This is a genomic window from Pseudomonas sp. PSPC2-3 (assembly GCF_049898265.1).
Taxonomy (GTDB): Bacteria; Pseudomonadota; Gammaproteobacteria; order Pseudomonadales; family Pseudomonadaceae; genus Aquipseudomonas; species Aquipseudomonas veronii.
Genome location: NZ_JAFCXJ010000002.1, coordinates 387301 through 406066, shown reverse-complemented (window position 1 = coordinate 406066; position 18766 = coordinate 387301). Strand labels below are relative to the sequence as shown.

The 18766-nt window shown below is 62.8% G+C and carries 20 protein-coding genes; 10 read left to right on the top strand and 10 right to left on the bottom strand.

Translation table 11 applies throughout. The annotated features are described in order from the left end of the window. The first annotated feature begins 141 nt into the window (after positions 1–141). A complete protein-coding gene (locus ACP7E3_RS05770) occupies positions 142–1323 on the top strand; it encodes a CaiB/BaiF CoA transferase family protein (protein ID WP_057004417.1) in 1182 nt (393 codons plus the stop codon). A 114-nt stretch (positions 1324–1437) separates the two neighbouring features. Here the strand turns inward: ACP7E3_RS05770 and ACP7E3_RS05765 are convergent, their stop codons facing one another. Next, positions 1438–1932, bottom strand: coding sequence for a SprT family zinc-dependent metalloprotease (locus ACP7E3_RS05765; protein ID WP_026140162.1), 495 nt, complete (start codon positions 1930–1932; stop codon positions 1438–1440). Positions 1933–2061: 129 nt separating this feature from the next. Beyond that, a complete protein-coding gene (locus tag ACP7E3_RS05760) occupies positions 2062–2664 on the bottom strand; it encodes a Yip1 family protein (RefSeq protein WP_057004416.1) in 603 nt (200 codons plus the stop codon). A gap of 303 nt (positions 2665–2967) precedes the next feature. Here ACP7E3_RS05760 and ttcA point away from each other — a divergent pair, with 303 nt between their 5' ends. Both ttcA and ACP7E3_RS05750 read left to right on the top strand, forming a co-directional pair. Beyond that, positions 2968–3792, top strand: coding sequence for a tRNA 2-thiocytidine(32) synthetase TtcA (ttcA, locus tag ACP7E3_RS05755; protein ID WP_017848028.1), 825 nt, complete (start codon positions 2968–2970; stop codon positions 3790–3792). Positions 3793–3859: 67 nt separating this feature from the next. Beyond that, a complete protein-coding gene (locus ACP7E3_RS05750; protein ID WP_017848027.1) occupies positions 3860–4531 on the top strand; it encodes a DNA-3-methyladenine glycosylase I in 672 nt (223 codons plus the stop codon). Between the two features lie 83 nt (positions 4532–4614). On the opposite strand, the gene ACP7E3_RS05745 is transcribed toward ACP7E3_RS05750, so the two are convergent. The 3 genes from ACP7E3_RS05745 to arsC are packed head-to-tail and all read right to left on the bottom strand — an operon-like array spanning position 4615 to position 5982. Then, positions 4615–5034 carry a DUF2069 domain-containing protein gene (locus ACP7E3_RS05745; protein WP_017848026.1) on the bottom strand — a complete coding sequence of 140 codons (420 nt, stop codon included), beginning with the start codon at positions 5032–5034 and terminating at the stop codon, positions 4615–4617. Further along, the gene (wrbA, locus tag ACP7E3_RS05740; RefSeq protein WP_046485241.1) at positions 5018–5632 is read right to left on the bottom strand and encodes an NAD(P)H:quinone oxidoreductase; all 615 of its coding nucleotides are present in this window, start codon (positions 5630–5632) and stop codon (positions 5018–5020) included. The genes ACP7E3_RS05745 and wrbA overlap by 17 nt, the downstream gene beginning before the upstream one ends. Further along, positions 5629–5982, bottom strand: coding sequence for an arsenate reductase (glutaredoxin) (gene arsC, locus ACP7E3_RS05735; RefSeq protein ID WP_256822801.1), 354 nt, complete (start codon positions 5980–5982; stop codon positions 5629–5631). The genes wrbA and arsC overlap by 4 nt, the downstream gene beginning before the upstream one ends. A 115-nt stretch (positions 5983–6097) precedes the next feature. Between arsC and ACP7E3_RS05730 the strand changes: the two genes are divergently transcribed. After that, positions 6098–6559: a TlpA disulfide reductase family protein gene (locus ACP7E3_RS05730; protein WP_017848023.1), complete on the top strand. Its 462-nt coding sequence runs from the start codon at positions 6098–6100 to the stop codon at positions 6557–6559. Positions 6560–6674: 115 nt separating this feature from the next. Here ACP7E3_RS05730 and ACP7E3_RS05725 read toward each other — a convergent pair whose 3' ends face one another. The 4 genes from ACP7E3_RS05725 to ACP7E3_RS05710 all read right to left on the bottom strand — a co-directional run bounded on the left by ACP7E3_RS05725 (position 6675) and on the right by ACP7E3_RS05710 (position 11403). Then, positions 6675–7079, bottom strand: a complete 405-nt coding sequence (locus ACP7E3_RS05725) for an META domain-containing protein (RefSeq protein WP_057004414.1) — start codon at positions 7077–7079, stop codon at positions 6675–6677. Next, entirely contained in the window at positions 7076–7516 is a 441-nt protein-coding gene (locus ACP7E3_RS05720) for a hypothetical protein (protein WP_017848021.1), read from the bottom strand. The genes ACP7E3_RS05725 and ACP7E3_RS05720 overlap by 4 nt, the downstream gene beginning before the upstream one ends. A gap of 71 nt (positions 7517–7587) precedes the next feature. Then, positions 7588–8577 carry a 2-hydroxyacid dehydrogenase gene (locus ACP7E3_RS05715; protein WP_057004413.1) on the bottom strand — a complete coding sequence of 330 codons (990 nt, stop codon included), beginning with the start codon at positions 8575–8577 and terminating at the stop codon, positions 7588–7590. Between the two features lie 72 nt (positions 8578–8649). Continuing rightward, a complete protein-coding gene (locus ACP7E3_RS05710) occupies positions 8650–11403 on the bottom strand; it encodes a response regulator (protein ID WP_046382920.1) in 2754 nt (917 codons plus the stop codon). 204 nt (positions 11404–11607) lie between these two features. On the opposite strand from ACP7E3_RS05710, the gene ACP7E3_RS05705 reads away from it, so the two are divergent. Further along, positions 11608–12336: a response regulator transcription factor gene (locus ACP7E3_RS05705; RefSeq protein WP_126588667.1), complete on the top strand. Its 729-nt coding sequence runs from the start codon at positions 11608–11610 to the stop codon at positions 12334–12336. Continuing rightward, positions 12323–13693 (top strand): histidine kinase sensor domain-containing protein, encoded by a 1371-nt coding sequence (locus tag ACP7E3_RS05700; protein WP_426122529.1) that lies wholly within the window; start codon positions 12323–12325, stop codon positions 13691–13693. The genes ACP7E3_RS05705 and ACP7E3_RS05700 overlap by 14 nt, the downstream gene beginning before the upstream one ends. Positions 13694–13696: 3 nt before the next feature. Here the strand turns inward: ACP7E3_RS05700 and ACP7E3_RS05695 are convergent, their stop codons facing one another. After that, on the bottom strand, positions 13697–14212 hold the full coding sequence (locus ACP7E3_RS05695) for a DUF2062 domain-containing protein (RefSeq protein WP_046485254.1): 516 nt from the start codon (positions 14210–14212) through the stop codon (positions 13697–13699). Between the two features lie 147 nt (positions 14213–14359). Between ACP7E3_RS05695 and ACP7E3_RS05690 the strand changes: the two genes are divergently transcribed. From ACP7E3_RS05690 to lpxK, 4 genes are all read left to right on the top strand, one after another. Next, positions 14360–16573: a DNA internalization-related competence protein ComEC/Rec2 gene (locus tag ACP7E3_RS05690; RefSeq protein WP_426122527.1), complete on the top strand. Its 2214-nt coding sequence runs from the start codon at positions 14360–14362 to the stop codon at positions 16571–16573. Between the two features lie 109 nt (positions 16574–16682). Further along, positions 16683–17318, top strand: a complete 636-nt coding sequence (locus ACP7E3_RS05685; RefSeq protein WP_046382924.1) for a MotA/TolQ/ExbB proton channel family protein — start codon at positions 16683–16685, stop codon at positions 17316–17318. After that, the gene (locus ACP7E3_RS05680; protein WP_046382925.1) at positions 17315–17743 is read left to right on the top strand and encodes an ExbD/TolR family protein; all 429 of its coding nucleotides are present in this window, start codon (positions 17315–17317) and stop codon (positions 17741–17743) included. The genes ACP7E3_RS05685 and ACP7E3_RS05680 overlap by 4 nt, the downstream gene beginning before the upstream one ends. Then, positions 17743–18753, top strand: coding sequence for a tetraacyldisaccharide 4'-kinase (gene lpxK, locus ACP7E3_RS05675; protein WP_426122524.1), 1011 nt, complete (start codon positions 17743–17745; stop codon positions 18751–18753). The genes ACP7E3_RS05680 and lpxK overlap by 1 nt, the downstream gene beginning before the upstream one ends. Positions 18754–18766: the final 13 nt, after the last annotated feature.

The following is an 18766-nucleotide window of genomic DNA, read 5'->3' as shown; positions in this document are numbered from 1 at the left end:
AACGTGGACCAATGATAAGGCCGCCGCCGGGAAAAAGCCCGCCGTGATCAAAACGGTCATTGTCGATGATCGTTCTGACGATTGCCGTCGGCGCTGAAGGCTGACTACGCTGTCGCCAGTCGAATCGGAAACGGAGTCTCCATGTCAGGTCCCTTGGCGTCCCTCAAAGTACTGGATTTTTCCACCTTGCTGCCCGGCCCGTTTGCGTCGCTGATGCTGGCGGACATGGGCGCCGAGGTGCTGCGCATCGAATCGCCCACGCGCATGGACCTGCTGCGCGTGCTGCCGCCCCACGATCAGGGCACCTCGGCCAGCCATGCTTACCTCAATCGCAATAAGCGCAGCCTCGCCCTGGATCTGAAGCAGGCCGAGGCGCTGGAGATTGTGCGCGAGCTGGTCAAGGGCTACGACATCGTGCTCGAACAGTTTCGCCCCGGGGTGATGGAGCGCCTGGGCCTGGGGTATGCGGCGTTGAAGGCGATCAACCCGCGGCTGATTTACGTGTCGATCACTGGGTACGGTCAGACCGGCCCCTACAAGGACCGCGCTGGGCACGATATCAACTACCTGGCGTTGGCCGGAGTGGCCAGCCATACCGGGCGGCGGGACAGCGGGCCGCTGCCGTTGGGCGTGCAATTGGCGGATGTCGCCGGCGGCTCGCTGCACGCGGTGGTGGGCCTGCTCGCGGCGGTGATTGCGCGGCAACAGAGCGGCGTTGGCCAGTACCTGGATGTGAGCATGACCGACTGCTCGTTCAGCTTGAATGCCATGGCCGGCGCTGGCTACCTGGCCTGTGGCGTGGAGCCGGGGTGGGAGACCCATGTGCTCAATGGCGGCAGTTTCTACGATTATTACCGTTCCCGCGATGGGCGCTGGATGTCGGTCGGCAGTCTGGAACCGGCATTCATGCAGCAATTGTGCGCCGCGTTGGGGCGACCGGAACTGGCGGCACAAGGTTTGTCGCCCGAGCCTGAGCAGCAAAAGGCGCTCAAGCAGGCGCTGCAGGTTGAGTTTGAGAAGCGCAGCTTCGAGGAATTGTGCGAGTTGTTTGCCGGGGTCGATGCGTGCGTCGAACCGGTGTTGAGCCTGAGCGAAGCCGTGGAGCATCCGCAGTTGAAGGCGCGGGAACTGGTCACCCAGGTGCCGCGGCCCGACGGCTCGACCCAGGCGCAGATGGCTTGCCCGCTGAAGTTCTCCGAAGGGTTGCCAGCCCCCCGGCATATCGGGGCGGCGGTGGGCGCGCACAGTGATGAAGTGCTGATGGAGTTGGGCTTGAGCTCACAGCGCATCAGCGCGTTGCGTGCTGCCAAGGTGATTGTGTAGTGACTGGGCGGGCCTCATCGGGGGCAAGCCCCCTCCCACAATTAGCTCTGTGAACAGGGTCAAAATGTGAGAGGGGGCTTGCCCCCGATGAGGCCCTCACACACACCGCATATTTCACTCAACGCGAGTTTCCCCGGTAAACACCAACGTCTGCCGACAGCGCCTGCACAGATAACGCCGCCCCTGCCTCACCAACCCATGGCGCTGTGACGAAAACGGGAAGTCGCTGTCCGCACACGGGCAGCGGTAGATATAGCGGGTCACCTGGCGGCGCTTGATCTCATAGGTGTGGCAACGGTCTGGCGGCAGTTCATACACGCCGCGCATGATCAGTTGCCATTCCTCGCCATGGGGCTGGATGCGCTCGCCAAACAATTGGTGGGCGATCAGGTGCGCCACTTCATGGGCCACGGTCTGTTTCAGGAAGTGTTGGCTGTTTTCGCGGTACAACTGTGGGTTGAAGCGCAGCAGGTTTTCGTGCAAATGCGCGACACCGGCTTTCTGGCCCCGCAACTTGAGGCTGACCTGGGGGCGTTTGAAGCTTCGTTTGAAAAAGGATTCGGCTAGCAGGAAACAATCTTCGACGCGGGTATTGAGTTGCTCGGGCATGCTGTACATCTCTCCAGAGATGTCCAGTATGCCGCAAAGGCGGGTGTTTCCGAATCGGTCAGGCGCCGAATGGTCATGCATGACGCACAAAGCCACCTTGCGGTGGCCTTGCCTGCTGGGTGAAACCGCTTAGTTGGTATAGATCGGGCCAACGCCCAGGCCCCAGACGATCACGGTGAACGCCATGATTGCCACCAGCACGACCAGGCCCACGGCCAGCACCGAGCTGGAAAACAGAAAGCCTTCGTCCGGATCGATGCTCATGAACGTCGGCAACCCCACATACAGCAGGTACACCGTGTAACAGATCGCCGCCGTGCCGACGACCATCCCCAGCCACATGTGCGGGTAGAGCGCCGCCAGCCCGCCGATGAACAACGGTGTCGCGGTGTAGGTGGCAAAGGCGATACAACGCGCCATGCTGGGGCTGGCGTCGTAGGTGCGCGCCATCCAGTGAATGAAGGCGCCCATGACCGCTACGCCGCCGAGCATCGCCAGGTACGACATGACGGTCATCCACAAGGCGCTTTCCTGGGTCAGCATGACCGGGGAGCGACTGCCGATGACCCAGCCGACCTGGGTGGTGCCGATAAAGGCTGATACGGCGGGGATCGCCGCGAGAATCAAGGTGTGAGTGAGGTACATGTGGCTGACGCTTTCTTCTTTATCGCCACGAATTTCCCGCCATTCCTGGTCGGGATGGGTAAAAAGCCCCACGACGTGATGGATCATGCCAGTCACTCCTGTCGTTATTACCATCGCCCCCCATCGGAGCGCCCACGGGCCAGATGGCCTGAAAGGTCTGGATAGTTATGTGCGACCTCAAGTCGCAGTATAGGAAGTGATGACCGGAAAAACCGTAGGGCTTTAGAGCAAATTGCGCTGTAAACAGTGGGCTTAATCGCGGCGCGGTCTGTCGTTGGCAATGCACTCAAGTGGGGAAGGAGGCTTGCTCCTTCTCACATTGGAACTTGGTCAACCTTACCGGTAAAATACCGCGCTTTTCGTCACACACCTCTAGCGGATCCAAGCGCCATGGGCACTCTTACGGTCAACCAGAACAAACTGCAAAAACGCCTGCGTCGCCTGGCCGGTGAAGCGGTCGCCGATTTCAACATGATCGAGGACGGCGACAAGGTCATGGTCTGCCTCTCCGGCGGCAAAGACAGCTACACCATGCTCGACGTGCTGCTGCACCTGCAAAAGGTTGCGCCGATCAAGTTCGAGATCGTTGCCGTCAACATGGACCAGAAACAACCGGGCTTCCCCGAAGACGTGCTGCCGGCCTACCTCAAGACACTGGGCATCGAGTACCACATCGTCGAAAAAGACACCTATTCGGTGGTCAAGGAGCTGATCCCGGAGGGCAAGACCACCTGCTCGCTGTGTTCGCGCCTGCGCCGTGGCACGCTCTACACGTTTGCCGATGAGATCGGTGCGACCAAGATGGCCCTGGGGCATCACCGCGACGATATCGTCGAGACATTCTTCCTCAACATGTTCTTCAACGGCTCCCTCAAGGCCATGCCGCCCAAGCTGCGCGCCGATGACGGACGCAACGTGGTGATTCGCCCGCTGGCGTATTGCAACGAGAAGGACATCCAGGCCTACTCCGACTTCAAGCAATTCCCGATCATCCCGTGCAACCTGTGCGGCTCCCAGGAAAACCTGCAGCGCCAGGTGGTCAAGGAGATGCTCCAGGACTGGGAACGCAAGACCCCAGGGCGTACCGAGAGTATCTTCCGCAGCTTGCAGAACGTGATCCCGTCGCAGTTGGCCGACCGTAACCTGTTCGATTTCACCAGCCTGCGTATCGACGAGAACGCCGCTTCGCGCTTCGTCAACGTGGTGAACCTCTGACGTTTCTCAACGCTCTGAACGACGGCGCTCACAGGCGCCGTTTTCATTTCAATCCCCAGGAGAGGGCATGCGCGATTACAAGTGGCTGCACGAATATTGTCTGAACCGCTTCGGTTCGGCGGCCGAACTGGAAGCCCGTCTGCCTGTGCCCAAGACGCCGGCGCAATTACGCCAGATCAGTGATGATCGCTACCTGTCGACCCTGGCGCTGCGGGTTTTCCGCGCCGGGCTCAAGCACAGCGTGGTGGATGCCAAATGGCCTGCATTCGAGCAGGTGTTCTTTGGCTTCGACCCGGAAAAAGTCGTGCTGATGGGCGCCGAGCACCTGGAGCGCTTGATGCAGGACACGCGCATCATCCGCCACCTGGGCAAGCTCAAGAGTGTGCCGCGCAACGCGCAGATGATCCTGGATATCGCCCAGGAGAAGGGTAGTTTCGGCGCGTTTATCGCCGACTGGCCGGTGACCGATATCGTCGGTTTATGGAAATACCTGAGCAAGCACGGCCACCAGTTGGGCGGGCTGTCGGCGCCGCGCTTCCTGCGCATGGTGGGCAAGGATACGTTCGTGCCGAGCGATGACGTGGTCGCGGCCCTGCACGCGCAGAAGATCGTCGACAAGGCCCCCACCAGCCTGCGCGACCTGGCGACGGTGCAGGGGGCGTTCAACCAGTGGCATGCCGAGAGCGGGCGGCCGATGTGTCAGTTGTCGATGATGCTGGCGTATACGGTCAATCATTGAGACCGAGGTGATGCCATCGTGGGCAAGCCCACTCCCACAGGAAACTGCATTTCAACTGTGGGCTTGTCCGCGATGATGATGGGTCAGGCTGGCTGACCCTCGCCGGCCAAGCGCCGATCCAACTGGAACCGCCAGCGCACATACAGCAGCGCCGTACAGAACAGCGCCAGGCTCGCCAGCATTTCCAGCACGCCGAACCACTGGCGGTTCGGGTCATACGCCGCCAGTGCGCCCTTGATGAAATACAGGTTCACCACAAAGCACATCCATGAATGTCCGCGTGCGCTGCCGATCAGTATCCCCGGCGCCAGCACCAGCAGCGGCACCAGTTCGATCAGCAGGATCACCCACGGCCGTGCGCCGTGCAGGTCGGCGACGAACAGGTAATACACGCAGAGCAAGCCCACCAGGCCGAAAAACGCCAGCAGGCTCAGGGCGCGTGCGACTTTGACCCGCGGCTCCAGCCACGCCTGGGGTGGCAGGATCTTAGGTTTTTTGGCCACGGCCGTTCTCCAGCAACGCAGCGGTTTTCGCCAGGCGCAGGCCGAGGGCCTTGCACAGGGCGATTTCATGTTGATCCAGCAGACGCTTGCCATCGGGGCCAGCATGGTGGCTGGCGCCATAAGGCGTACCGCCACCCTGGGTGTCGAGCAGCGCTTGTTCGCTATAGGGCAGGCCGGTGATCAGCATGCCGTGGTGCAGCAGCGGCAGCAGCATCGACATCAGCGTGGTCTCCTGGCCGCCGTGCAGGCTGGCGGTGGAGGTGAACACCCCGGCCGGTTTGCCGACCAGGGCGCCGGTCAGCCACAGGTTACTGGTGCCGTCGATAAAGTACTTCAACGGCGCGGCCATATTGCCGAAGCGGGTCGGGCTGCCCAGGGCCAGGCCTGAACAGTTCTTCAGATCATCCAGGCTGGCGTACAGCGCGCCTTCGGCCGGAATGCTCGGCGCTACGGCTTCGCACTCGCTGGAGATCGCCGGTACGGTGCGCAGGCGCGCTTCCATCCCGCCTTGTTCGATGCCTCGGGCAATGTGCCGGGCCATTTCGCTGACCGAGCCGTTGCGGCTGTAATACAACACCAGCACATACGGCGCACTCACGGCAGGATCTCCAGCACGCTCTCCGGTGGGCGGCCGATGATGGCTTTGTCGGGGGTTTCGAGGATCGGACGTTCCATCAACTTGGGGTGCTCGGCGATGGCGGCGATCAGCTGTGTTTCGCTGAGCGTCGCGTCTGCCAGGTTGAGGATTTTGTATTCCTCTTCGCCGGTGCGCAGCAATTGGCGTGCGCTGATCCCCAGTTTGCCCAGCAGGGTCTTCAGTTGCGCGGCATTCAGCGGGGTTTCCAGGTAGCGCACCACCGTCGGCGCGAGGCCGCGTGCTTCCAGCAGTTCGAGCGCTCCGCGGGATTTCGAGCAGCGCGGGTTGTGATAAAGCGTCAGATCGGTCATGTGCGGGTCGCATCTTGCGTAAGGTGGCGGGTATTCTACCTGCGCTGCGCCCGGTCCTTAAACCGTAAGAGGCGATCCGTCGCAGCCAACGTTCATTTTTGCGAAGGATTACCCCATGACAAGGCGACTGATCGGTGCATTGGCGATCATCACAACCCTGCTGCTCAGCGGCTGCGGTAATGACTACGGCGTTGACCAATATGGCCAGAAAGTGGCGGCCGAACGCCTGGACAAGCAATGGCTGGTGGTCAACTACTGGGCGGAATGGTGTGGCCCGTGCCGCACGGAGATCCCGGAGCTCAATGCCTTGGCTGAACAGCTCAAAGGGCAGAACGTCGGCGTGTTCGGGGTCAATTTCGATAATGTGCAGGGCGCGGAACTGAAGGAAGCCAGTGACAAGCTGGGCATCAAGTTCACCGTGCTGGCGCAGAACCCGGACGGGATCTTTGATATTCCACGCAGCGAAGCGTTGCCGGTGACTTACATCATCGACGACAAGGGCAAGGTGCGTGAGCAGTTGATGGGCGAACAGACGGCACAAGGCGTGCTGGCCAAGCTCAAGGCCCTGCGCGGTTGAACATATGGGAGGGGGCTTGCTCCCGATAGCGGTGTGTCAGCCAGCATATTCGGTACTGACATAGCGCAATCGGGAGCAAGCCCCCTCCCACAGTTAGATCCCATTGAGCCTGCTATCAGCCTTCTTCCAGCCACAGGCGGATAGGCTTGCCTTCGGCCGGCCAGAAGCGGGTCTGCTCGATCGGCGAGATGTCCCAGCGCTCAACGCCTTGCAGGGCCTGGAAGAAGCGGTGTTCCTGCTCCATCAGGGCGTCGCCGCAGAGTTTGCGCGTACTGCCGATCTTGCCGAAGCTGAGTTTGTCGCCCTCGACGGTGTACGGTGCAAACCAGTGGTTGCACCCGCCGTTGCCGTAGGCGCGCCCATCGGCGCCCAAGGTGACACTCAGGTGCGCGTAATCCATCAGCGGCCGCTCACCGATCCATTCCACCACGTAGCTGTGATCCCGCTCGAGCTTTGCCGCATCACCGGCGCAGCCCATCAGGCCGGCACCGACGGCGGCCAGCAGAAGCAGGCCCTTCATTGCGCGGCCTTCTGGCATTTCGGGCAGCGGTGCTTGGCGCCTTCGCTGGCCCAGCCCAACTCGGCAATGCGCGCATTGGCGGCCGGTTGCAGCGGTTCCTTGGTCAGCTTGGTCTCCACCGCGAATTCAAACTCCAGCACGGCCTCGCAGCTGTCGCAGTTGACCTTCCAGGTGTGAATCTCCAGCTCGCCGAACTTCGGCCCCTGGGCCATGGCGACCCACTGACCTGCCGGGCGGATGGAGTAGCGCGCGTCGCCTTCGACGGTGAGGCGCATCGACAGGGTTTTACTGCCGCGCAGGGTGACGATCAGTACGTCGCCATGCTTGATCGAACCACCGTTGCCGGTGACCTGATAGCGGCCCGGCACCAGGGCGCGGCATTCGATCAGGGTGTGTTGCGGGCTCAGCAAGCTGAAGCGGAAATCGTGTTCGGCCATGGTTCCTCCAAATAGGCGCGGCATCCTAGCACGCGCGCCTGCGGATCATGCGCCTGGTATGTGACCGCTGATCATCCGTCGACACGATTCTGCGCCCGGCCATCGGCCCAGGCCGCAATGTTGGCCAGGGTGGTCTCGGCGATCGCCGCCAGGGCCTCGCGGGTGAGAAATGCCTGGTGCGCGGTGATGATCACGTTGGGGAACGTCAGCAGGCGCGCGAGCACGTCGTCCTGCAGGGGCAGGTCGGAGCGGTCCTCGAAAAACAGCTGGGCTTCTTCTTCATACACATCCAGCCCCAGGTAGCCGAGTTGGCCGTCCTTGAGCGCTTCGATCAGCGCGGGGGTGTCCACCAGGCCGCCGCGCCCGGTGTTGATCAACATTGCGCCGGGCTGCATCTGCGCCAGGGAGCGGGCGTTGATCAGGTGCTTGCTGTCGGTGGTGAGCGGGCAGTGCAGGCTGATGATCTGCGCTTCGGCCAGCAGCTCGGGCAGGCTCACATAGCGCGCACCGAGCGCTTGGACCAGCGGGTTGGGGAACGGGTCGTAGGCCAGTAGGTGGCAGCCGAAACCGGCCATGATCTTGGCGAAGGTGGCGCCGATCTGCCCGGTGCCGACCACGCCGACGGTCTTGCCGACAAGGTCGAAGCCGGTCAGGCCATGCAGGCTGAAATCGCCCTCGCGGGTGCGGTTGTAGGCACGGTGCAGGCGCCGGTTCAGGGCGAGAATCAGCGCCACGGCATGTTCGGCGACGGCATGAGGCGAATAGGCGGGCACACGCACGATGGTCAGGCCCAGGCGTTTGGCGGCGGCGAGGTCGACATGGTTGTAACCGGCCGAGCGCAGCGCGATCAGGCGGGTTCCGCCCGTGGCCAGGTGCTCGAGCACGGGCGCGCTGAGGTCATCGTTGATAAACGCGCAGACCACTTCGTGGCGTTCGGCCAGGGCCACGGTGTCGAGGGTGAGCCGGGCGGGCTGGAATTGCAGTTCCAGGCCGGGCGGCAGCGACACGCCGAGAAAACTGTCGCGGTCGTAGGTCTGGCTGCTGAAAAGAATGACGCGCATGAAAAAGCTCCCTGCAATGTACGTTTTGGTAACGCGGACCCTGTGGGAACGGGCCCGGCGTTGTAAAAAATCTCAGGCGCTGACCCGCGCTTCACTGGCCAACCGGGCAATGGCCATGTCCAGCTCGTCCAGCGCGGCCATGGCCTTGGCGTCGTCCTGCTTGAGCAGGGTTTCGGCGCGTTGGCAGGCGGCGCGCAGTTGCGGTACGCCGCAGTAGCGGGTGGCGCCGTGCAGGCGATGGACGCGTTCGATCAAGGCATGGTTGTCATTGGCCTCCCGGGCGAGGGTAATGGCCAGGCGGTCGGCTTCGAGGGAGGCGAGCAACATGGCGAGCATGTCCGCCGCCAGGTCCGCCTTGCCCGCGGCCAGCCGCAGTCCTTCTTCGTGGTCCAGCACCAGCAATCGCACGCCTGGGCCGAGGCCTTCGGTCGGGCGCTCCGGCCCTTGGTTGCGCAGGGCCAGGCCGGTCCATTTCAGCACCACCTGGGCCAATTGCCGTTCGCTGATGGGTTTGGTCAGGTAGTCGTCCATGCCGCTTTGCAGCAGCGCACGCTTTTCGTTGGCCATGGCGTGGGCGGTGAGGGCCACCACCGGCAGCGGTGTGCCGTGGCGCTCGCTTTCCCACTGGCGAATCGCCTCGGTGCTTTGACGACCGTCCATGCCGGGCATCTGCACGTCCATCAGCACCAGGTCGAAGGTTTCCTGCTGGACGGCATTGATGGCCGCATAGCCGCTTTCCACGGCCTGGACCTTGGCGCCCATGTCTTCCAGCAGGGTTTGCACCAGCAACAGGTTCGCCGGGTTGTCATCCACGCAGAGCACCCGCGGCGCGCGGCTGGACAACGGTTCGCCCGGTTCGCAGCGCGTGGGGCGCGGGCTGATCAGGTCGGTCAGGGCGCGGCGCAGCTTGCGCGTACACGCGGGCTTGGCCTGCAACTGGCTGTTGGGGTTGGGCACCGACGGGCTGAACAGCATTTGCTCGGTGGTCGGGCACAGCACCAGCACCTTGCAGCCGAGGTGTTCGAGGTCCCACAGATGCTGGTTGAGGCGCTCGGGCGGGAGGTCATTGGCGGTGACGCCGAGTACCGCCAGGTCGATCGCCTGTTCGGTCTGATGCGCGCCGGTGATGCCGTTGGTCAGGCTTTCCAGGGTATTGAACGGCGTAACATCCAGGCCACAGTCTTCGAGCTGGTGTTGCAAGGCCTGGCGCGCCAGTTCGTGGTTTTCCAGCACGGCCACGCGGCGACCGAGCAGCGGCGCGCAGGGCAGGTCTTCGACGTCGTCGCGGGTCTTGGGCAGGTTCAGGCTGATCCAGAATTCCGAGCCTTCGCCCGGTGTGCTGTCGACGCCGATTTCGCCGCCCATCTGCTCGATCAAGCGCTTGGAAATCACCAGGCCCAGGCCGGTGCCGCCCGGTTGGCGCGACAGCGAGTTGTCGGCCTGGCTGAACGCCTGGAACAGCGCGCGCACGTCCTGGTTGGACAGGCCGATGCCGGTGTCCTGCACGCTGATGCGCAGTTGCACACTGTCTTCTTGTTCATCCTCGATCATCGCCCGGGCCACGATGGTGCCTTCGCGGGTGAACTTGATCGCATTGCTGATCAGGTTGGTCAGGATCTGCTTGAGGCGCAGCGGGTCACCCACCAATGCCAGCGGCGTGTCGCGGTACACCAGGCTCACCAGTTCCAGCTGTTTGGCATGGGCGGCGGGGGCGAGGATGGTCAGGGTGTCTTGCAGCAGGTCACGCAGGTTGAAGGGCACGCTGTCGAGTACCAGCTTGCCGGCTTCGATTTTCGAGAAATCGAGGATCTCGTTGATGATGCCCAGCAGGTTATCGGCGGACTTTTCGATGGTGCCCAGGTAATCCAGCTGGCGCGGTGTCAGCTCGCTTTTTTGCAGCAGATGGGTGAAACCGAGGATGCCGTTGAGCGGGGTGCGGATTTCGTGGCTCATATTCGCCAGGAACTCCGACTTGATGCGACTGGCCTCCAGGGCTTCCTTGCGCGCCAGGTCCAGCTCGATGTTCTGGATCTCGATGGTTTCCAGGTTCTGGCGCACGTCTTCGGTGGCCTGGTCGATGCTGTGCTGCAGTTCTTCCCGAGCGTTCTGCAGGGTCTCGGCCATGCGGTTGATGCCTGAGGCAAGTTGGTCCAGCTCCTGGCTGCCCAGCGCCGGCAAGCGGGTTTCCAGGTTGCCGTCCTTGAGTTGGGCCACGGCTTGCTTGATCTGGCCGATCGGCGAATTGATGGTGCGGCTGATGCGCAGGGCCAAGGTTGCCGTGCAGATCAGGCCGATGGCGATCAGCAGCAGGCTGGCGAACAGGCTGCGATAACCGCGCAGCAACATGCCGTTGTGGGACAGTTCCACCTCGACCCAGCCAAGCAAGCGGTCGGATTCATCGGGAATCAGCTCGCCGGCAAGGTTGCGATGACGGCCAAACACCGGCAGCAGATAGCGCGTGGCGTCGTTACCGGTGCGCTGCAACAGGTGCGAGCTGTTACCCACCGGCGGCTGGTTGAGCATGGTCGGGCCGGCGTGGGCCATCGACGAGCGGTCCGGCGCAAGGAAGGAAACGGCGCGCACGTCCTGTTGTTCCAGGGATTGGGTGGCGATGCGTTCGAGCAGGTCGGCGTTCTTGCTGCTCAGCGCCGGAGCCACCAGTGGGGCCAACTGCTCGGCGATCATTTCGCCACGTTGCAGCAACTGGGATTGCAACTCCGAGAGCTGCATCCAGGTGAAATAGCCGCCCAACAACAAGGCCATCAGACTGGTCGGTAATAAGGTCAGCAACAGTACGCGGCCTTTTATCCCCATTCTTCTAAGCACGCCACTCTCCTGCTACCACGTTGTGATCGATCGCCCGTGCAGGCATCCGGCCCGCACCCCTGCGCAGTGTAGCCATTTGCGCGGCGTGGAATCTTGCAAATTAATGACAGCAGGCAATCTTCGGGCCATTTGGCGCGACGTGGCGATTGCCTGGCGCGGGGGAATCTTGAATAATCAGTGATTGAGAATGACTTGCAGGCGCTAATGAATCCCGTGGAAGTTGGTCTACCCAGTATCCTGACCATCGAAGATGACCCCGTGCTGGGCGCCTATGTCCACGAGCATCTGGGGCGCTGTGGCTTTCAGGTCACGTGGTGCCGGAACGGCCAGCAAGGCCTGCAGATGGCCCGCGAGCACGTCTTCGACGTGGTGTTGATGGATATTCTGCTGCCGGGGCTGGACGGGCTGTCGATCCTCACGCATCTGCGCCGGAGCCATGCGGTCCCGGTGATCCTGGTGTCGGCCCTGGGCGCCGAAGCCGATCGCGTGAACGGCTTTCGCCTGGGTGCGGACGATTACCTGCCCAAGCCGTTCAGCATGATCGAGTTGCGCGTGCGTATTGAAGCCATCCTGCGCCGGGTGGCCCTGGATCGCCGTCCGCCGCTGAGTTTGCCGCCCGTGCGCGACGACGCCCGGAGCCTGCGCTTTGACGATGAACTGTCCGACGTCTTCTACCAGCAGCAGTGGGCCGGGCTGACCCGCAGCGAGTACCGCCTGCTGCAGACCTTGCACAACAACGGCGAGGAAGTGCTGAGCAAAGCCTTCCTTTATCAGCACGTGCTGCAGCGCGGTTATGCGCCCCATGACCGCAGCCTCGATATGCATATCAGCCAGATTCGCCGCAAACTCAAGACCATCGGCTATAGCGAGCGTGAAGTGCGTACCGTCTGGGGTAAGGGCTATGTGTTGAGTGGTCACGATGACGGCCTTTGAGGGGGGCTTGAAACGTCTGCCGGGCAGGCACTCGTTATTCTGGAAGTTGGCCCGCCTGCTGATTGCTTTCTGCTTGTTGATGATCTGGCTCTGTTGGTCCTGGGGCCGGTACATGGAGCAGCAGAACGCTTATCTGTCTGACACCTCCCGCGAGATTCTCAGCGGTTATGCGGCGGGAGCGGAGTTGGCCTGGAGTACCCAGGGCGCTGATGGCGTGGACGCCTGGTTGCAACTGATGGCTGCGCGTGAGCGCACCTGGATCGGCGTGATCGGCAACGACCTGCAATCCCTCGCCAGCACGCCGTTGACCGACAAGGAAAGCCAGCGCCTGACTTTTCTGCGCGGCCTGGACTGGCCGGTCAGCCGCCACGCCAAAGGCCTGCCATGGTTGAAAATCCCGTTTCCCCTGGACCCCAGTGTCGGCTCGCTGGTGATCGAGTTGCCCCAGCGCTTTATGCCGGGGCGCTACCAACTGTTCTGGCGGGTGGTGACCAATGGCGTGATTCCCGGTCTGTTTACCCTGTTGTTGTGCATCGGCCTGTACCGGCTGCTGATCATGCCGCTCAATCAATTGCGCGAGCAGGCCAACGCCTGGCGTGCCGATCAATTGAACACGCGGCTGTCCCACGATGCCACCAGCCGCCAGGATGAATTGGGCGAGCTGGGGCGGGCGTTTGACCATATGTCCGAGCGGTTGCAGGGCACGGTGGTATTGCAGCAACAGCTGTTGCGGGACATGTCCCATGAACTGCGCACCCCCCTCAGCCGTTTACGCGTGGCCTGTGACAGCGAGCAGGATCTGGCGCAACTGCGTGAACGGCTGGGGCGGGAGATCGACGTCATGCAGCGCCTGGTCGAGGACAGCCTGCAATTGGCCTGGTTGGACACCGAGCGGACGCCGCTGCCTGTCGAAGACATTCAGGTTCAGGCGTTGTGGGACATGCTCAAGGACAACGCCTGTTTCGAAAGCGATTGGCCAGCCTCGCTGCTGCCATGCCGGCTGGGGCCGGATTGTTGGGTACGCGGCAATCTGAACGCCCTGGCCCAGGCGCTGGAAAATATCCTGCGCAACGCCATACGGCATTCACCTGCCGGCGGTGTCGTCAGCCTCGATGGGCGCCGTGATGGCGCATATTGGCACCTATGGCTGGAGGATCAGGGCGGGGGTATTGATGAACGCGATCTGGAACGGATCTTCGCGCCGTTCATCCGCCTGGACGGCTCACGGCCTGGCGACGGTGGCTTCGGGCTGGGGTTGAGCATCGCGCGCAATGCGGTGCAACGTCAGGACGGCAGCTTGTGGGCGGAGAATACCGGCCAGGGCTTGCGTGTGCATCTGCGTTTGTGCGCAGCCTAGGGCTCAAGCGCGACGCAGTTTGCGTTTATTCCATTGGTGCGCGACCCACCAGCGCCAGTAACCCATGGTCAGACAATAGGCCAGCGCGCCCAACACCACACCCAGTACCAGCGAGCCGAGCAGGAACGGCTGCCACAGCGTGCTCAACTGACCGCTGATCCACTCCCACGTCAGGTCGTCGGGCAGGCTGCGCGCCGGCACGTTCATCAGCCAGGCGCCGGTCATGTAGGTACACAGGAACACCACTGGCATGGTGATCGGGTTGGTCAGCCACACCAGGCTGATGGCAATCGGCATATTGCCCCGCACCGTGATCGCCAGCATCGCCGCCAAGAGCATCTGCAAGGGGATCGGGATAAACGCCGCGAACAGGCCTACCGCCATGGCGCGGGCTACCGAGTGCCGATTCAGGTGCCAGAGGTTCGGGTCATGCAGCAAGGTGCCCAGAAACTGTAATGACTTGTGTTCCCTGATACTGGTGGGGTCGGGCATGTACCGTTTGAATAAGCGCCGGGGCATAAGGGGTCCAGATCAAGTCGAGGGGCAAGTATGCGCGCATTCTATAAACAGAAAATTCAGACTTTGTGACAAAACATCATAGGCTGCGGCCGGGGGCCAGCTAAGACTGAATGGATCACGTCAAAGGAATGATCCATGAGGACAGGGATGTTCGCGCTTGCACTCGGGCTGCTTGCGCTGCGATTTCTACCCGCACTGCCGCCTGCCGGGATGCTGTTGGCCCTGGCAGTGGTGGCGTTGATGCTGCTGCCGTTTCGCACTTATCCGCTGGCGTTTTTCCTGTTCGGCTTGTGTTGGGCATGTGTGAGCGCGCAGTGGGCGCTGGATGACCGCTTGCGTCCGATGCTCGACGGCCAGACGCGTTGGCTGGAGGGGCGTGTGAGCGGCTTGCCGCAGCAGACTGACAGCGGCGTGCGTTTCGAACTGAGCGACAGCCGGTCGCGCAACGCCCGCTTGCCCGCGCGCATTCGGCTGTACTGGCACGGTGGCCCACCGGTACGCAGCGGTGAGCGTTGGCGCCTCGCGGTGACGCTTAAACGTCCGTCGGGCCTGCTCAACTTCCATGGCGTCGACCATGAAGCCTGGCTGCTCGCCCAGCGCATCGGCGCCACCGGCTCGGTAAAGGACGGCGAACGCCTGGCGCCGGCCCGCAATGCTTGGCGCGACGCGGTCCGTCAGCGCTTGATGGCGGTGGACGCCCAAGGGCGCGAGGCGGGGCTGGCGGCCCTGGTGCTGGGAGACGGCTCCGGGCTGACGGCCGACGACTGGCGTGTCTTGCAGGACACCGGCACGGTGCATTTGCTGGTCATTTCCGGCCAGCACATTGGCCTGTTGGCGGGGTTGATCTATGCGCTCGTCGCCGCTCTGGCGCGCTACGGCTGCTGGCCGCGCACCTGGCCGTGGCTGCCGTGTGCATGTGGCCTGGCGTTTACCGCGGCGTTGGGGTACGGCCTGCTGGCGGGGTTCGGCGTGCCGGTGCAGCGCGCCTGTGTAATGGTGGGGCTGGTGTTGCTGTGGCGTTTGCGTTTCCGTCATCTGGGCATCTGGTGGCCGCTGTTGCTGGCGTTCAATGGTGTGCTGATCCTTGAGCCGTTGGCCAGCTTGCAGCCGGGGTTCTGGTTGTCCTTTGCGGCCGTGGCGGTACTGGGGCTGACGTTCGGCGGTCGGTTAGGCCGCTGGAGCGCTTGGCAGGCATGGACCCGTCCGCAATGGTTGATAGCCATCGGTCTTTTCCCGGTGTTACTGGTGCTGGGTTTGCCCATCAGCCTCAGTGCGCCGCTGGCCAATCTATTTGCGGTGCCGTGGATCAGCCTGGTGGTGTTGCCCCTGGCCCTGCTCGGGACGGCATTGCTGGCGGTGCCGTTCGTGGGCGCGGGCTTGTTGTGGCTGGCGGGTGGGGCGCTGGACGGCTTGTTCAACGCCCTGGCGCTGCTGGCGGGGCAATTGCCCGCGTGGATACCGGCCGAGGTGCCCATGGGCTATTGGCTGGTTAGCCTGGTCGGTGCGGTGTTGCTGTTGCTGCCCAAGGGTGTGCCGTTTCGGTTGCTCGGCTGGCCGATGCTGTTGTTGGCGGTGTTCCCGCCGCGCGAGCCGGTGCCCCACGGGCAGGTGGACGTACTGCAGCTGGATGTCGGGCAGGGGCTGGCGTTGATCCTGCGCACCCGCCATCACACCTTGCTCTACGATGCCGGCCCGCGCTCCGGGGCGGTCGATCTCGGCGCGCGGGTGGTGTTGCCGTCGCTGAAGAGGCTCGGGGTAGACGCTCTGGACATGATGTTACTGAGCCATGCCGATGCCGATCATGCCGGCGGTGCGGCGGCTGTCGCCCGTGGGCTGCCGATCAAACGGGTCGTCGGTGGTGAAACTGAAGGGTTGCCGGCGCTTCTCGACACTCAGCCTTGTATCAGCGGTGAACAATGGGCGTGGGACGGCGTGTCCTTTGAATTGTGGCAATGGCCAGACGCAGTTGATGGCAACCCGAAATCCTGTGTATTGCACGTACAGGCCAATGGCGAGCGCCTGCTGCTCACCGGCGATATCGATCGCGCCGCAGAGCAGGCGTTTCTGGCCTCGGCTCTGGCGGTGCCGACCGATTGGCTGCAAGCCCCTCACCATGGTAGCCGCAGTTCGTCATCCTGGCCGTTTCTGCAGCGGCTGGCGCCGAAGTCGGTGCTGATTTCCCGAGGGCGCGGCAATGCGTTCGGTCATCCTCATCCACAAGTGGTGGAGCGCTATCAAGCGTTGGGAGCGCAGGTGTATGACAGCGCCGAACAGGGCGCGGTACGTTTGCGATTGGGCGCCTTCGCGCCACCGATTGTTGCGCGCAGTCAACGCCGCTTCTGGCGAGAAGCGCTACCGTAACCGCACGTTACCAATGGCCGAAGCCTGTGATCGGCGGGTCGTGGGTCGACGAGCCCCGCTGCCTGACCTATATGGTAAAGTGGCGCACTTTTTCGAGGGGACATTCACTGTGTGGGAATTGGTCAAATCCGGCGGCTGGATGATGTTGCCGATCATCTTGAGCTCCATCGCCGCACTCGGCATCGTTGCCGAACGCCTGTGGACCTTGCGCGCCAGCCGTGTCACACCCGAGCATCTGCTGGGGCAGGTCTGGGGCTGGATCAAGAACAAGCAGCTCGACAAGCAGAAACTCAAGGAGCTGCGTGCCAATTCACCCCTGGGTGAAATTCTCGCGGCCGGGCTGGCCAACTCCAAGCATGGTCGCGAGATCATGAAAGAGTGCATCGAAGAGGCCGCCGCGCGGGTCATCCATGAGCTGGAGCGTTATATCAACGCCCTCGGCACCATCGCCGCCATGGCACCGTTGCTCGGCCTGCTGGGCACGGTACTGGGCATGATCGATATTTTCAGCTCGTTCATGGGCTCGGGCATGAGCACCAACGCCGCGGTGCTGGCCGGTGGTATCTCCAAGGCCCTGATCACCACGGCAGCGGGCCTGATGGTCGGTATTCCCTCGGTGTTCTTCCACCGTTTCCTGCAACGCCGGATCGATGAGTTGGTGGTCGGCATGGAGCAGGAAGCCATCAAGCTGGTGGAAGTGGTGCAGGGCGACCGTGACGTGGACTTGGTCGGGGACAAAGCGTGAAATTTCGCCGCAAGCAACGGGAAAATGTTGATATCAACCTCGCGTCGCTGATCGACGTGGTGTTTATCCTGCTGCTGTTTTTTGTCGTGACCACCACCTTTACGCGGCAGACCCAACTGCGGGTAGATTTGCCGGAAGCGGTCAGCGGCTCGCCGGCCGAGGACCAGGAAGTCAAGCAACTGGATATCGCCATCAGTGCCGACGGCGTGTTTTCGGTGAATAACCAGTTGCTCGAGAAGAACGACCTCAACAGCCTGATGGAAGCCCTGCAGAAAGAGTCCGGTGGCGATACCAAGATGCCGCTGTCGATCAGTGCTGATGGCAAGACCCAGCACCAGGCTGTCATTACCGCGATGGACGCTGCCGGCAAGCTGGGGTTCAGCCACTTGCGCATGAGCACCGTCGAGGCAGTGAGCCAACCCTGATGGCCATGTCCGATCGCTTGCTCAAGGCCTGGTACGAAGGCCATCCGGCGCTGACGTTGCTGCGGCCGCTGGAGTCGCTGTATCGCGCGGTGGTGCAGCGCAAGCGCGCGCGCTTCCTGGCGGGCGAGGGCGAGATCTACCAATCGCCGGTGCCGGTGGTGGTGGTCGGCAATATCACCGTGGGCGGGACTGGCAAGACGCCGTTGATCCTGTGGTTGATCGAGCATTGTCAGCGCAGAGGTTTGCGTGTGGGCGTGGTCAGTCGCGGGTATGGCGCGAAGCCACCGCAGTTGCCGTGGCGGGTCGAGGCCGGCCACGCTGCTGAAGTGGCTGGCGATGAACCCTTGCTGATCGTGCAGCGCTGCGGCGTCCCCTTGATGATCGACCCCGATCGCAGCCGCGCAGTGAAGACGCTGCTGGCCAGCGAAACCCTGGACCTGATCCTCTCCGACGACGGCCTGCAGCATTACCGCCTGGCTCGCGACCTTGAGCTGGTGCTGATCGACGCCGCCCGGGGCCTGGGCAATCGCCGCTGCCTGCCTGCCGGGCCGTTGCGCGAACCGGCGGAGCGCCTGAAGAGCGTGGATGCGCTGCTCTATAATGGCACCGCGGCCGATCGCGAAGATGGTTTCGCCTTTCGTCTGCTGCCCACGGCGTTGGTCAACTTGCAAACCGGCGAACGCCAGCCGGTCGATTACTTCCCGGCGGGCCAGCAGGTGCATGCGGTCGCCGGTATCGGCAACCCGCAACGTTTCTTCAACACCCTTGAAACGCTACACTGGCAGCCGATACCCCATGCTTTTGCCGACCATGCGTCCTACAGCGCGGAAGTCTTGAATTTCACGCCATCATTGCCGCTGGTCATGACCGAGAAGGACGCGGTGAAGTGCCGCGCCTTTGCCCAGTCCGACTGGTGGTACCTTGCGGTGGATGCGGTGCCGTCGCCAGCGTTTGTCGCCTGGTTCGACATGCAACTGATGCGTCTGTTGCCCGCCCGTCTCTTGCCTTAAACGCTTCATTCCA

Bases quoted from the DNA above. Each gene is read 5' to 3' on its own strand.
- ACP7E3_RS05725 (WP_057004414.1), bottom strand. From the start codon at position 7,079: ATGAAGGGCCTGCTTCTGCTGGCCGCCGTCGGTGCCGGCCTGATGGGC.
- ACP7E3_RS05700 (WP_426122529.1), top strand. From the start codon at position 12,323: ATGACGGCCTTTGAGGGGGGCTTGAAACGTCTGCCGGGCAGGCACTCG.
- ACP7E3_RS05765 (WP_026140162.1), bottom strand. From the start codon at position 1,932: ATGCCCGAGCAACTCAATACCCGCGTCGAAGATTGTTTCCTGCTAGCC.
- ACP7E3_RS05695 (WP_046485254.1), bottom strand. From the start codon at position 14,212: ATGCCCCGGCGCTTATTCAAACGGTACATGCCCGACCCCACCAGTATC.
- arsC (WP_256822801.1), bottom strand. From the start codon at position 5,982: ATGACCGATCTGACGCTTTATCACAACCCGCGCTGCTCGAAATCCCGC.
- ACP7E3_RS05770 (WP_057004417.1), top strand. From the start codon at position 142: ATGTCAGGTCCCTTGGCGTCCCTCAAAGTACTGGATTTTTCCACCTTG.
- ACP7E3_RS05720 (WP_017848021.1), bottom strand. From the start codon at position 7,516: ATGGCCGAACACGATTTCCGCTTCAGCTTGCTGAGCCCGCAACACACC.
- ACP7E3_RS05690 (WP_426122527.1), top strand. From the start codon at position 14,360: ATGTTCGCGCTTGCACTCGGGCTGCTTGCGCTGCGATTTCTACCCGCA.
- ACP7E3_RS05705 (WP_126588667.1), top strand. From the start codon at position 11,608: ATGAATCCCGTGGAAGTTGGTCTACCCAGTATCCTGACCATCGAAGAT.
- ACP7E3_RS05715 (WP_057004413.1), bottom strand. From the start codon at position 8,577: ATGCGCGTCATTCTTTTCAGCAGCCAGACCTACGACCGCGACAGTTTT.
- ACP7E3_RS05750 (WP_017848027.1), top strand. From the start codon at position 3,860: ATGCGCGATTACAAGTGGCTGCACGAATATTGTCTGAACCGCTTCGGT.
- ACP7E3_RS05730 (WP_017848023.1), top strand. From the start codon at position 6,098: ATGACAAGGCGACTGATCGGTGCATTGGCGATCATCACAACCCTGCTG.
- lpxK (WP_426122524.1), top strand. From the start codon at position 17,743: ATGGCCATGTCCGATCGCTTGCTCAAGGCCTGGTACGAAGGCCATCCG.
- ttcA (WP_017848028.1), top strand. From the start codon at position 2,968: ATGGGCACTCTTACGGTCAACCAGAACAAACTGCAAAAACGCCTGCGT.
- ACP7E3_RS05760 (WP_057004416.1), bottom strand. From the start codon at position 2,664: ATGATCCATCACGTCGTGGGGCTTTTTACCCATCCCGACCAGGAATGG.